The sequence below is a fragment of the Neptuniibacter sp. QD37_6 genome (assembly GCF_047778085.1).
Lineage (GTDB): Bacteria > Pseudomonadota > Gammaproteobacteria > Pseudomonadales > Balneatricaceae > Neptuniibacter.
Genome location: NZ_CP180550.1, coordinates 2,156,535 through 2,169,679, shown reverse-complemented (window position 1 = coordinate 2,169,679; position 13,145 = coordinate 2,156,535). Strand labels below are relative to the sequence as shown.

The window sequence follows — 13,145 nt, the reverse complement described above, 5'->3', positions numbered from 1 at the left end:
TAGAATGAGTCGTATTGCTGCAAGCTTTGCAAAGCTTAAATCTGAAGGCCGCAAAGCCCTAATTCCTTATGTAACAGCAGGCGATCCTGCACCGGAAGTTACAGTAGGTTTACTACACGCTATGGTTGAAGCGGGTGCCGATGTTATCGAATTGGGTATCCCATTTTCAGATCCAATGGCAGATGGTCCCGTTATCCAGCTAGCTTGTGAGCGTGCGTTGACACACAACGTGCGTTTGCTCGATGTGCTAGCAATGGTAGCTGAGTTCCGTCAGAAAAATAATGAAACGCCAATCGTTTTGATGGGTTACCTCAACCCTATCGAAATTCTTGGTTACCAGCGCTTCGCTGAAGAAGCGAAGAAAGCGGGTGTTGATGGTGTATTAACAGTTGATCTTCCGCCTGAGGAGTCAGGTGAGTTCAACCAGATCATGCGTGAGCATGAGATTGATACCATCTACCTATTGGCACCAACTACCGAAGAAGAGCGTATTAAATACGTTTGTGAGAACGGTAGTGGTTACCTTTACTACGTATCAGTGAAAGGAGTTACAGGCTCCGCTTCACTTGATGTTCAGGCTGTAGCTGACAGACTAGACATCGTTCGTAAATACACTGATATTCCTTTAGGTGTAGGTTTTGGTATCAAAGATGCTGAATCAGCTACTGCGGTGTCAAAAGTTGCGGATGGTGTTATTGTCGGCAGTGTTTTAGTTAATAAGATTGCATCTCTAGTAAAAGATCAGGGCAAAATCGCGCCTGAAGTAGCTGCAATTATCAAAGATATGCGTCAAGCAATGGACAGCTAATAAGGTTTTGAAATAATGAGTAACTGGCTGGAAAAAATTGTTCCTTCTCTTGTTCGATCAGAGAAAAAGCGCTCGAATATCCCTGAGGGCTTGTGGAAAAAGTGCCCTAAGTGTGAATCCGTTCTTTACCGCCCTGAGTTGGAAAAGAACCTGAATGTTTGTCCTAAGTGCGACCACCATATGCGCCTTAACGCGCGTCGTCGTCTTGAATTGTTCTTAGATGAAGATAACCGTCAAGAGCTGGCTACAGATGTAGAGCCTATCGATCGTCTGAAGTTTAAAGACTCTAAGAAATATAAAGACCGTTTAAGTGCAGCTCAGAAAAGTACCGGCGAAAAAGATGCATTGATCGCTATGCGCGGTGAGTTAGAAGGTTTGCCTGTTGTAGCGGTTGCATTTGAATTTAGCTTCATGGGTGGTTCTATGGGTGCAGTTGTTGGTGAGCGTTTTGTTCGCGCTGCCAACATCGCTCTAGAAGAGAATATCCCATTGATCTGTTTCTCTGCATCGGGTGGTGCGCGTATGCAGGAAGCGTTGTTCTCTCTATTCCAGATGGCGAAAACAAGTGCGATCCTAGAAAAATTACGTCTACAAGGTACGCCTTATATCTCTGTACTTACAGACCCAGTATATGGTGGTGTATCTGCATCGCTGGCAATGTTGGGTGACTTGAATGTTGCTGAGCCTAAAGCGCTTATGGGCTTTGCGGGACCTCGAGTAATCGAACAAACAGTTCGTGAAAAATTACCTGAAGGTTTCCAACGCAGTGAGTTCCTCCTAGAGCATGGCCAGGTTGATATGATTATTAACCGCGGTGAAATGCGCTCTCGTTTGTCTCGCATCTTGCGTAAGCTAACCAACCAAAGCCCGCTACCTCCTGTAGAAACAGTTGAGGGTGAGGTTGTTGTTGAGGAAGAGCCTGCGAAACCTGAAGCAGAGTAATTGCTCAAGGTAATAAAAATGGCCGACGTGAAAACGCCGGCCTTTTTGGTTTCTGGTGATTGTTAAAAGTTGTTGGTCTTATGAATACCGCTAATCAAAAAATGAATCTTTCTGAATGGTTGTCTTGGATGGAGCAATGCCATCCGTCTGAAATCGAACTAGGTTTAGGCCGTGTCAGTCAAGTTGCAGAAAAGTTAAAAATCGATCTGTCTGCATCAACTGTTGTGACTGTTGCAGGTACAAACGGCAAAGGTTCAACGATTAGTTACTTGAACAGTATCTACCAACAGGCTGGATACAGTGTCGGCTGCTACACATCTCCTCATTTTATCGACTATAACGAGCGAGTTAAGTTAAACGACCAAAATTCAACTGACCAACAATTGTGCGATGCTTTCGAAAAAATAGACCAGGCGCGTGGTCAGATACCACTGACTTATTTCGAGTTTGGCACTTTAGCTGCCTTAGTTATTTTTTCTGAAACGAAACCGGATCTGGTTCTGCTTGAAGTAGGCTTGGGTGGCCGTTTAGATGCAGTGAACATCATTGATGCGGACATTAGTGCAGTCACTACCGTTTCAATTGACCATGTTGATTGGTTAGGTGATAACCGCGAAGTAATTGGTCGTGAGAAATCAGGTATTTTCCGAGCATCTAAACCTGCGATCTGCGGTGATCTGAATCCACCAAAGTCAGTAGCTATTTATGCTGATGAGATTGGTGCCGATCTACATCAATCAGGTGTTGATTTTACCTATGAAGAAAACGGCGAGCTTTGGTGCTGGCAAGGAAAAGATGCACAAGGCCAATCTAAATCGATCACCGATCTTAAACAGCCAGAGTTGCCAATTCAAAATGCGGCTACGGCGATTAAAATTGTTCAACATATTCCATTAGCAATTTCAGATGAGCAGATTAAAGTAGGTATTCAACAAGCAGCGCTAACAGGTCGTATGCAGCATGTAGAACAAGACAATCTACATTATTGGCTAGATGTAGCCCATAACCCTGAAGCAGCAGAGCTGTTAAGTGATCGTATCCAAGGATTATCGGGCAATGTTTATCTTGTTTTGGGAATGTTAGCGGATAAAGATTGTCAGCAAGTTATAAATACTTTGTCACCTGTGGTAAAAGCTACCTATCTTTCTGATATTAATGTTCCGCGAGGGCAAAAAGCTGCAGAGTTAGCTGAGCTATTCCCTAATAAGGCTTCGGTTCAGGAATTTTCATCAGTTAAAGCGGCAATTGATGCGGTTCGAATAGACACTAACCCAAATGACAATGTTATTATTGCGGGATCATTCTTTACCGTCAGTGATGCGTTGACGATTTTGGCAAGGAAATAGCTAATGCAGCAGAAAGTAAAATACCGCTTAGTAGGGTTTGCAGTGATTCTTCTCTCTGCTGCGGTGATCTTTCCTGTTTTTTTTGACGGTGCTGGTTATAAAGAGCGACACCTTCAGTCCGAAATTCCTCCAGGCCCCGAACGTCCTGAAATCGTACGCATAGAACCACAGAATAAACCGTTGCCTGATACTTCTAAGCCTGCTGAACCTAAGCCACCGGTTGAGTTGCCTAAACCACCAAAACAGGTGAAGCAGGTAATCGAGAAGATTGAAAAAGAGCAAAAGGTTGAGCTAGAAATTCATAAAGATCAGCCTGTACTGGACCAAGAAGGTGTTCCAGTTGCTTGGACGCTGCAGCTTGCTAGTTTTAAAGATGAAGCTAATGCTAAGAGCTTGCGTAAGCAACTGATCGGTGAAGGGCACAAAGTCTTTACCCGTAAACAGGGTGAATTGATTAAGGTTTATGTAGGGCCTGAATTCCAAAAGAGTAGATTAGAATCGCTTAAGTTATCACTGAAAAAAGATTTTGGATTGAATGGCATTATTGTTCGTTTTACTACGCAATAATAAAGCGTGAAGCGATCCTATAAACTCTGTTAAAATGCGCGCAATTTCTTACTGAGCTGTAAAGATGAACTGGGCTGACTGGACCATACTAAGCATCATTGCGATATCTAGCCTTATGAGCTTAAGGCGAGGCTTTGTTCGAGAAGCACTTTCCCTGATCACTTGGGTAACGGCTTTTATCGTTGCGCGCCTATTTTCGCAGTCACTGTCAGTTCTGTTAGAAGCTTATATTCAAACGCCTTCAGTACGTTTAGTCGCAGCGTTTGCTATCCTCTTTATAGCCGCTCTTGTTGTTGGAGTCATGATCAATAAACTGATCGGTGCGCTCGTAGAAGCAACGGGTTTGTCTGCAACGGACCGTATTCTTGGAATCGGATTTGGTGCAGCACGAGGTGGTTTAATTATCGTGGCTATAGTCGCGCTGATTGGAATGAGCCCAGCGGTTGAAGATCGCTGGTTCAAGGAATCACAATTGATTCCACACTTTTTACTTATGGAAGCATGGACCAAAGAGACAGCGAGCGAAGTGGGTCGCTTGATCTGGAATGCGGGACGCTAAATTTTTCTTTTGTTAGTTTGCACTTTGAGGTGAGTTTTAATGTGCGGCATTGTTGGCATCGTAGCCAAATCTAATGTAAACCAGACTATTTTTGATGCTCTGACTGTTCTACAACATCGTGGACAGGATGCAGCGGGCATGGTTACTTGTGAAGGTAACCGTTTCTTCTTACGCAAGGATAATGGCCTGGTAAACGAAGTATTTCGTACCCGCCATATGAAACGTCTGGTAGGTAACGTGGGTATTGGTCACGTTCGTTACCCTACGGCCGGTAGTTCTAGCTCGGCTGAAGCGCAGCCGTTCTATGTGAACTCTCCATACGGTATCGCGTTAGCTCATAACGGCAACCTGACAAATGCAGAAGATGTAGCTGAACAAATGTTCCGTGCTGATCTGCGTCATATCAACACAACATCTGATTCAGAAGTGTTATTGAACGTATTTGCTCACGAACTTCAACGTCAGGGCAAACTGCAGCCACAAGCTGAAGATATGTTTGAAGCGGTTCGTCGTGTTCACGAGCGCTGTAAAGGTGGTTATGCCGCAGTAGCAATGATTACGGGTTACGGCATGTTGGCGTTCCGTGATCCTCACGGTATTCGCCCACTGACTTACGGTAAGCGCGAAACTGCAGAAGGTACTGAGTACATGGTAGCTTCTGAAAGTGTTGCTCTAGATATCTCTGGTTTCGAACGTGTTCGTGATATCGAGCCGGGCGAAGCAATCTATATCGATATGGAAGGTAACGTATCTACTAAGCTTTGTGCAGATAACACGCAGCTTGCGCCGTGCCTATTTGAATACGTATACCTAGCGCGTCCAGATTCAATTATTGATGATGTAAACGTACATATCTCTCGTATGCGTATGGGTAAGAAGCTAGCAGAGAAGGTTTTACGTGAGCGCCCAGACCACGATATTGATGTGATCATCCCAATCCCAGATACAAGCCGTACCTCTGCTATGGAGATGGCTAAAGATTTGGGTGTTACGTTCCGTGAAGGTTTTATCAAAAACCGTTACATCGGTCGTACTTTCATCATGCCAGGTCAGACACAGCGTAAGAAGTCTGTTCGTCGTAAGCTGAACCCAATTGGTATGGAATTTAAAGATAAAGTTGTCATGTTGGTTGATGACTCTATCGTACGTGGCACTACCTCTAGCCAGATTGTTCAGATGGCTCGTGATGCAGGTGCTAAGAAAGTTTACTTTGCATCTGCTGCGCCAGCGGTTAAATACCCGAACGTTTACGGTATTGATATGCCAGCAGCGGAAGAGCTTATCGCTCATGGCCGTACAGATGATGAAGTGGGTGAAGAGATCGGTTGTGACTGGATGATCTACCAAGAGCTAGATGATCTTAAAGCATCTGTATCTGAAGGTAACCCAGAAATTACCGCGTTCGATACCTGCGTATTTGATGGTAAATACGTAGCGGGTGATATCGATGAGCAGTATCTTGAGCGCTTGAAGGCTGCCCGTAACGATGACGCTAAAGGCAGTAATAACAAAAAGGTTGAGAGTAACGAATCCTCTAACCTTTGTAGTAAGATCGATTAAGGAGCAATAGTCGATGTCTATTTCTGATTACGAACGCGCTGAGCGTATCCAGTTCGAGCCTTCAGAAGGTTACGATCTGGAAACACTTGCTTTGCGTTCAGGTCAACACCGTTCCTTAGAAGGGGAGCACAGTGACCCAATCTACCCGACATCAAGCTATGTCTTCTCGAGTGCGCGTGAAGCAGCTGCACGTTTTGGTGGTGAAGAGGAGGGTAACATCTACTCTCGCTTCACTAATCCAACTGTACAGTTTTTCGAAGAACGCATCGCGGCACTAGAAGGCGGAGAAAGAGCAGTCGCAACAGCTTCTGGCATGGCGGCAATTCTTAGTACCTGCCTATCGTTAATGCAAAATGGCGATCATGTTGTTTGTTCCCGCAGTGTATTTGGTTCTACTGTATCTCTGTTTGATAAGTACCTTACACGTACAGGCATCAAAGTTTCTTATGTTGACCCAACTAATCTTGATAGCTGGGAATCAGCAATTACAGAAGATACTAAGATGCTGTTCTTGGAGACGCCTTCTAATCCGTTGTCTGAGCTAACAGACGTTGTAGCCGTTGCTGAGATCGCACATAAGTATGATGCATTGTTGGTCGTTGATAACTGCTTCTGCACGCCGATGCTTCAGCAGCCGTTGAAGCAAGGTGCAGACATCATTATTCACTCCGCGACTAAGTACCTTGATGGTCAAGGTCGTTGTGTCGGTGGTGTGGTTGTTGGCAGCGATAAGCATATGGAAGAGGTGTTTGGCTTTATCCGTACTGGCGGCGCTTGCTTGAGCCCTTTCAACGCTTGGGTTTTCCTTAAAGGCTTAGAGACCCTTAAATTGCGTATGGATGCTCACTGCACCAACGCTATGGAGATGGCGAAATGGTTAGAAGAGCAAGATGGTATTGATCGTGTCTTCTACTCAGGTCTTCCAAGTCATCCGCAGCACGAGCTGGCTAAGAAGCAGCAAAAAGGCTTTGGTGGTGTGCTTTCCTTCGAAGTGAAGGGCGGTAAAGACGCAGCGTGGCGCTTTATTGATGCAACTAAGATGGTGTCTATCACGGGTAACTTGGGTGATGTGAAAACAACAATCACACACCCATCGACAACGACTCACGGTCGTATGACCCCAGAGGCACGTGCTGAGGCGGGCATCAAAGACAATTTGGTTCGTCTGTCTGTAGGTATCGAATCGATCGAAGATCTTAAAGCAGATATGCTTAGAGGTCTGGCAGCGGTTTAATCGTTGCAGTTAAGATCTAAAAAAAAGCGGCTTTCGGGCCGCTTTTTTGTGTCTCAAATAAAGTATTTAGATACTTTTCTGACTTAAATTAATATCACCAATTTCCACATCTTCAGATAGTGACATAACCATTTCTATCGAGGTGATAATATCTGAAATTGGAATAGGGGGGTGATCCGGCATACGGCCCTCTTCTATATCCGTTAGCACTTCTTCAGTACCGACATTTCCCGGGTTTATGACAGTAAATCCGATGTTTTTTTGTGTTAGTGCTTTACGTAGGCTTTGTATAGCACCGCGTAGGCCGAACTTGCTTGCAGCATAAGCGACTTGCTCTGAACCTATATTTTCTAAACCTGAGTTTGCACCTAGATAGATTGCTCTTGGGTTAGAAGCGCGTGCTAGGTTTGATGCCACAGCCTTAGTGAGCTCAATGGGTGCAACAAGATTAACGTGCATGATTTGCTGCGTTTCTTCGTATTTGGTCTTTCTGAAGTCAAAGTCGTCGGTGAAGCCTTCATCCTCCCAAATCCCGCTGGAGTAGATCAGGGTGTCTATAGGTTGCTCCCCCAGCTAAACTGCAATCTTTTGTATACCTTCTGACGCAGATAGATCTGCAGAGATCCATTCGCATTTTTTAGATGGGCTTCGAGATACACCTATAACGTTGTGGCCAGCGTCAGAAAAGTACCTTGTTAGCTCTTCACCAATACCTCGGCTGCTACCAACAATCAAAACTGTCTTCATCAAATTGCCATCCATATACTGTTGTAGGGTATCTCGTTTATCGTTAAGTCTTATAACCGTTTAACTTTGATATAAATATTCATTTCGACAAAGCCATCTTTCCTTGTATCGTTTAGGTAGTGGGCAATAGGTGCTAAGTCATCGGGCTCAAAGCCGCTGTTAGGGAGCCAATGAGAGTAGAGCTCCATATAGAAATTACTTACTTTATCACCGTCTCCTTTGTAATAAGCAGAGGCATATTGGCCGGACGGAATAGTTGTTACTTCAAATGGTTCGCTCACCGGCGTGTCGTCTTGAATTTGAACGCAAGCATCGTAACGGCAATGCTCAGTCGGCGTGATCATAGGGTTATCATGGCAGATAGCAAAGCGATGGTTTTCAAAATTTTGTAATTTCAGGCTTCTAGCCCAGTTATCCAGTTTATCCCATGTTTCAAAAATGGCGGGAACGTCATATCCCTTTGGTGCTGTCAGATAAGCGATGCGTTTAGCTTTAAGTTGTTCAATGGTTACTTGCATGAGTATTTCCTCTAATTTGTCAGGATCAAACTTCACTTGGTCAGTGACAAATTGAGAGTACAGATCGCTTGGATTGAATACTTTTCCATACTTGCTAGTTAGTTTTCCAATCTTGCTATCTTTGATTTCGCTTGGGTTCCGTATTTGACTAGGGGTGATGCCGAAGTAATTTTTAAATGCTTTTGAAAAGTTAGCGCTAGAGGAGTAACCGCCGGCGTTGGCTACTTCGGTAATGCTCATTTCCTTATGGCAAATTAGTCGATTAGCAGAGGCTTCCATCCTTTTGCGGATGATAAAGTCATTAACGGTTTCACCTGTGAGGGCGTGAAAAATACGGTGAAAATGAAAAGGGGAGAAGCAGCTAACTTGAGCAATCTTATCTAAATTTAATTGCTGCTCTAGGTTTGAGCAAATGTATGTGGTTGCTAGATTTATTCGGCGTAAATACTCTTTGTTCGCCTGTTTCTTATTCATGTTTACTTTTCACTAATACCACTTGTTGCTTAGTTTCTACGTACCCTAGTTCTTGATAAAACTTGTGGGCCGATTTACGAATCGAATTGGCCCGAATTCGAATGCTATCCACTTGGTGCGACAACCAACGTTCAGCTGTTTTAACTAATCCTTTGCCTAAGCCATATCCCCGGTGTTCTTTATCAACAACGAGGCTTACGATCTCACCTTGAGCGCCTTCAGCTAAGCGAATATCTATAATGGCAGAGATACAGCCTACAACAGCGCCATTTAGCTCAGCGATAAAAATCTCCCCTCTGGCTTTATGAACAGCTTTGATATTTGTAAGCAGGGATTCTTCTGAGTGGGTGTACCCTAATTGCTTCATCAGGGCGATTAAGGCCTGAAGATCCTTTTCTTGGTATGTACGATAGATAGGTTCCATTAATTGACTATATCGCAGGTTTTCTTTGGTCAGGCTGCAAAGCAAACCCTCAATCAGGCAGAAATTCCACTTCTGTTTGGTATTCCGCGCCATCAGCTTTCAAAATACTGCTTTTAAGTTGGAAAGCGTTAACCTCTATGTTCGCAGTGAACCCCAATCCTTTATGGCTTACCTCACTAACCACATGTGAGGTTAATCTTTTGCAGCGTCCTAGCGTGATATGAGGCGTGTATTTTCGTTGTTCTAGCTCTATGCCAAGCCCTCTAATTTTGTGACTTAGCGAATTTTGTAAACGTTTTAAGGGTTCAGATTCTTCTATACCTAACCAGATAATTCCCGATTTGAAATAGCCTATCTTCTGTAGACGAAGCTCAAAAGGTTCAAAACTGATTTCAGATACCGTTTCAATTATCTCTTCCAGATGTTGATGGGGCTGATCGCCGATGAACACTAAGGTGATATGCAGTTGATGACTCGCGGTCCAGCGTACTTGTTCGAGTTCAGGGCAATAGAGTTCGGTAATGCGATCCTGAAGATCTTCAGGCAAATCGATAGCTAGGAATAGGCGCATAGCAAAAACTAAAAAACACAGCTTATGGTAGTTTTTATCTTAGTAAATCATAGGTGGGCTTGGAAGGATTGTTACAAAACTTGTTAAAGCGAACTTTAAAGTCATCTAGTCATTTTTATCACCTCCATAGCAGCTTATAATAACCGTCCTTTTTTATTCCTATAGATAGTCTGCTTTGAAAATTGTCTTAGCCCCGATGGAGGGCGTTGTTGATTACACTATGCGTGATCTGTTAACACAGATTGGAGGCATCGATCACTGTGTTACAGAGTTCTTGCGTGTAAGCGATAGTGTTTTACCTGCGAAGGTGTTCCGACGTTTATGTCCAGAGTTACATAATGGGGGTAAAACACCTTCAGGCACGCCTGTTATCCTGCAATTGCTTGGAAGTGATCCAAGTGTTCTAGCCGGTAATGCACGCAAAGGTGCAAAACTCGGTGCACCGGGGATAGATCTAAATTTTGGCTGCCCAGCCAAAACGGTGAATCGAAGTAAAGGCGGAGCTGTTCTATTAGACACGCCAGAACTTGTCCATGAGATCGTAAAGGCGGTAAAACAAGCTGTTCCTGCAGAAACCCCTGTATCGGCAAAGATGCGTTTAGGCAATAAAGATAAATCCTTGGCGATGGAAAACGCTCATGCGATTGCAGAAGCGGGCGCCGATAGCTTAGCTGTACATGCTCGAACAAAACTCGAAGGCTACAAACCACCAGCTCACTGGGAATGGATTGCAAGAATTCGTGAGGCGGTCGACCTTCCTGTGGTTGCTAATGGTGAAGTCTGGAATTGGCCGGATTTTCAGCGCTGTCGCGAAGTGAGTGGTTGCGACACGATTATGATCGGTCGTGGTCTTATTGCTAAGCCAGATTTGGCTAAGGTCATTAAACATCACCTTGCTGATGAAGAGGTGGGCAGCTATAACTGGACTCAGGTAGTGCCGTTTATAGAGGCTTATTTAAACGGTATTGAGCGAGATATAGCTCCGAAATATGTGCATGGCCGTATAAAACAGTGGCTAAGTCATTTACAAAGAGAGTACAAAGAAGCAGAAATGCTTTTTCAGAAAGTTAAAAAATTAAAGGAACCTTCTGAGCTTAGGCTTGCCCTACAAGACTGATAAGTCACAAGTGGATCATCGGAGAGATTAAAATGGCATCTTGGTTAAGTCCTGCGTCTAAACTCATGGGTAGTATTAAATACCCAGCAAAGTTCAGTCTAGTCAGTGTTCTATTTTTGATACCGCTTGTACTAACTGTAACCTTGTATTGGCAGGAGTTGAGTCAACGTATTGATTTGACTAAAAAGGAGCTTAGGGGGATCGAGGTAATCCGTTTAACAGAACCTCTAGTGCTGAATATCGGTCAGCATAGAGGGCTCACAAATGCTTTGCTTCATGGTAATTCGAGCGTTGAATCTAAAGTGTTGGATCGACGTAGCAAAGTAGACCAAGCGTTAACCCAGCTGAGATCAGGCACGACTGGTGTTAGTGCCAATACCAAAGCTATTATCGCATCTCTTGAAAAACAGTGGGGTCGTATTAAATCAACGATTGGCCAGTCTGATCCAGTAGCAATCTTTGAATTACATAACGAATTCGCAGCTTCAGTTAGAAGCTTTAATGAAGTTATCTTGCGCGAATTTTCACTAGAACTTGATCCTAACTCAGATACTACTTTCATGATCGATAACGTAGCTATTATCTTGCCACAGATTATCGATGAAGCAGGTCAGCTGCGAGGTAAGGCTTCAGGAGTCGTAGCTAGAGGTGCTTTTACACCCGACAGCTATATCTAGATCAATAACCTGATAGGTCGTTTAGAAAAAACCTACCCTGAGCTAGGAAACGGCGAGGCGATGACCGAGTTAGAGTCAATGCACACAGATCTCAAGGCTGCGGAGAAAGCGGTTGGCAGTTACATCGCATATATCCAGATCAATGTCACTGAACCAGACAGCATCGCTGTTAACTCCAATGATGTGTTTTCAGAAGGTACGACAGCGATTAAGCAGGTGCTGAATTTATACAAGATGATGTTGCCGGCGTTGTATGAAAAACAACAGGGATATCTGTCTAAACAGGTCAATAGTCGTAACCTTGTTTTGGCAGTAATCTTAGTAACAGTATTTCTTGCGATCTATCTATTTGTGGGTTTCTATCGGTCAACTATCGATACTATGGATCGATTCCAGGAAGCTGCGGATCGATTGGCATCTGGGGATCTCTCTGCTCGCCTTGATCACACAGGCAAGGATGAAATGTCCGCTATATCTGAAGGTCTGAATAAAGTTGCGGAAGGCTTTGAATCTTTGGTTAGGGAAACTAAAAGTGCAACTAATTTGGTTACTAACAGCTCTTCGCGACTTTCTAAAGAATCTTCTCAGACTCGAGATGGCGTTGCTCGTCAGAAAGAAGAGACTGCGCATGTTGCTGAAGGGGTGGGTGAATTAGCTAGCAGTGCTTCAGAAATTGCGATGAACACCAATCAGGCGTCTAACACCACTCAGGAAGTTAATGAAATGGCTTCTGAAGGCTTGCTGGTGGTTCAGAAAACAACATCATCTTTTAATGAATTAGCTACTGACGTTTCCAAGACAAGCGCTGTTATAAGCGAATTGGATCAGGATGTTAAGAGCATCCATGCAGTATCTAGTGTGATCAGTGATATTGCAGATCAAACCAACTTGCTCGCCTTAAATGCAGCGATTGAAGCAGCACGTGCAGGCGAGCAGGGGCGTGGATTTGCAGTTGTAGCTGATGAAGTCAGAACGCTCGCACAACGTACGCAGGATTCTACAGGAGAGATTCGTGAGAACCTGCAGAAGCTAACTGATTGTGCGAAACGTGCAGTAGAGCTGATGCAGCATACTAGTAGTTCAGTATCAGAAAATGTTTCTGAAATGGCACGTGCTAGTGAAGTACTGCAACAGATTGATAGTTCTCTATCTGAGGTTAATCAGATGAATTCTGGGATTGCCGCAGCTGCCGAGCAGCAAAGTGGTCTGGTAAATCATCTGCATGAAAGCTTGGCTGCTATTTCTGAAAGTGCAGATACATCTGAAGGGGCTGCTAGAAATACTTCTTCTTTAGCGGAAGAGATGGCGAACTCTGCATCTCATTTAGAGAGTACGCTATCAAAATTCCGAGTAAGTTAGTTCCGCTGTAACAGATCAATGCCCGCTTAATAGCGGGCTGTATCCCTGAAATTTTCTACGGAAATAAGCCAAACACTACTTTTTATAAAAATCATTCTATTAAGGATAATTGAATGAACGTGATCTCTCATTTCTACCGGAAGTAGCCTAACTTTATAGCGTGTCACTTAAGTGTCATGAAAGTGGTTTATAAATTAATTGAGCAGGCAGTGACATGGTCTGCTCCAATCAGTGAGTGGTAG

The 13,145-nt window shown here is 44.0% G+C and carries 15 protein-coding genes; 10 read left to right on the top strand and 5 right to left on the bottom strand.

Features of this window, described 5'->3' with window-relative positions:
- Positions 1–4: 4 nt before the first annotated feature.
- The 7 genes from trpA (at position 5) to ACMXYO_RS10370 (ending at position 7,016) form a co-directional block, all read left to right on the top strand.
- Positions 5–808 (top strand): tryptophan synthase subunit alpha, encoded by an 804-nt coding sequence (trpA, locus tag ACMXYO_RS10400; protein ID WP_415885053.1) that lies wholly within the window; start codon positions 5–7, stop codon positions 806–808.
- Between the two features lie 15 nt (positions 809–823).
- Entirely contained in the window at positions 824–1,750 is a 927-nt protein-coding gene (accD, locus tag ACMXYO_RS10395; RefSeq protein ID WP_415881578.1) for an acetyl-CoA carboxylase, carboxyltransferase subunit beta, read from the top strand.
- Between the two features lie 80 nt (positions 1,751–1,830).
- A complete protein-coding gene (gene folC / locus ACMXYO_RS10390) occupies positions 1,831–3,096 on the top strand; it encodes a bifunctional tetrahydrofolate synthase/dihydrofolate synthase (RefSeq protein WP_415885052.1) in 1,266 nt (421 codons plus the stop codon).
- 3 nt (positions 3,097–3,099) lie between these two features.
- Positions 3,100–3,663, top strand: coding sequence for an SPOR domain-containing protein (locus ACMXYO_RS10385; RefSeq protein ID WP_415881576.1), 564 nt, complete (start codon positions 3,100–3,102; stop codon positions 3,661–3,663).
- Between the two features lie 64 nt (positions 3,664–3,727).
- Positions 3,728–4,222: a CvpA family protein gene (locus ACMXYO_RS10380; RefSeq protein WP_415885051.1), complete on the top strand. Its 495-nt coding sequence runs from the start codon at positions 3,728–3,730 to the stop codon at positions 4,220–4,222.
- 39 nt (positions 4,223–4,261) lie between these two features.
- Positions 4,262–5,782, top strand: coding sequence for an amidophosphoribosyltransferase (gene purF, locus ACMXYO_RS10375; RefSeq protein ID WP_415881574.1), 1,521 nt, complete (start codon positions 4,262–4,264; stop codon positions 5,780–5,782).
- A 13-nt stretch (positions 5,783–5,795) separates the two neighbouring features.
- Positions 5,796–7,016, top strand: a complete 1,221-nt coding sequence (locus ACMXYO_RS10370) for an O-succinylhomoserine sulfhydrylase (protein ID WP_415885050.1) — start codon at positions 5,796–5,798, stop codon at positions 7,014–7,016.
- Positions 7,017–7,082: 66 nt separating this feature from the next.
- On the opposite strand, the gene ACMXYO_RS10365 is transcribed toward ACMXYO_RS10370, so the two are convergent.
- From ACMXYO_RS10365 to thpR, 5 genes are read right to left on the bottom strand one after another with little or no spacing between them, the layout of a single operon-like run.
- The gene (locus tag ACMXYO_RS10365; protein WP_415888092.1) at positions 7,083–7,547 is read right to left on the bottom strand and encodes an SDR family oxidoreductase; all 465 of its coding nucleotides are present in this window, start codon (positions 7,545–7,547) and stop codon (positions 7,083–7,085) included.
- Positions 7,548–7,589: 42 nt separating this feature from the next.
- Positions 7,590–7,763, bottom strand: coding sequence for an NAD-dependent epimerase/dehydratase family protein (locus tag ACMXYO_RS10360; RefSeq protein ID WP_415885049.1), 174 nt, complete (start codon positions 7,761–7,763; stop codon positions 7,590–7,592).
- Positions 7,764–7,813: 50 nt separating this feature from the next.
- Positions 7,814–8,755 carry an AraC family transcriptional regulator gene (locus ACMXYO_RS10355; RefSeq protein ID WP_415885048.1) on the bottom strand — a complete coding sequence of 314 codons (942 nt, stop codon included), beginning with the start codon at positions 8,753–8,755 and terminating at the stop codon, positions 7,814–7,816.
- On the bottom strand, positions 8,748–9,179 hold the full coding sequence (locus tag ACMXYO_RS10350) for a GNAT family N-acetyltransferase (protein WP_415885047.1): 432 nt from the start codon (positions 9,177–9,179) through the stop codon (positions 8,748–8,750). Before ACMXYO_RS10350 ends, ACMXYO_RS10355 begins: the two co-directional genes overlap by 8 nt.
- 49 nt (positions 9,180–9,228) lie before the next feature.
- Positions 9,229–9,750, bottom strand: a complete 522-nt coding sequence (thpR, locus tag ACMXYO_RS10345) for an RNA 2',3'-cyclic phosphodiesterase (RefSeq protein ID WP_415885046.1) — start codon at positions 9,748–9,750, stop codon at positions 9,229–9,231.
- A 175-nt stretch (positions 9,751–9,925) separates the two neighbouring features.
- Here thpR and ACMXYO_RS10340 point away from each other — a divergent pair, with 175 nt between their 5' ends.
- From ACMXYO_RS10340 to ACMXYO_RS10330, 3 genes are read left to right on the top strand one after another with little or no spacing between them, the layout of a single operon-like run.
- Positions 9,926–10,867, top strand: coding sequence for a tRNA dihydrouridine synthase (locus ACMXYO_RS10340; RefSeq protein WP_415885045.1), 942 nt, complete (start codon positions 9,926–9,928; stop codon positions 10,865–10,867).
- Between the two features lie 32 nt (positions 10,868–10,899).
- Complete coding sequence (locus ACMXYO_RS10335; RefSeq protein ID WP_415885044.1) at positions 10,900–11,544, top strand: nitrate- and nitrite sensing domain-containing protein; 645 nt, start codon at positions 10,900–10,902, stop codon at positions 11,542–11,544.
- Between the two features lie 60 nt (positions 11,545–11,604).
- Positions 11,605–12,903, top strand: a complete 1,299-nt coding sequence (locus ACMXYO_RS10330) for a methyl-accepting chemotaxis protein (protein WP_415885043.1) — start codon at positions 11,605–11,607, stop codon at positions 12,901–12,903.
- The last annotated feature ends 242 nt before the right edge of the window (positions 12,904–13,145 follow it).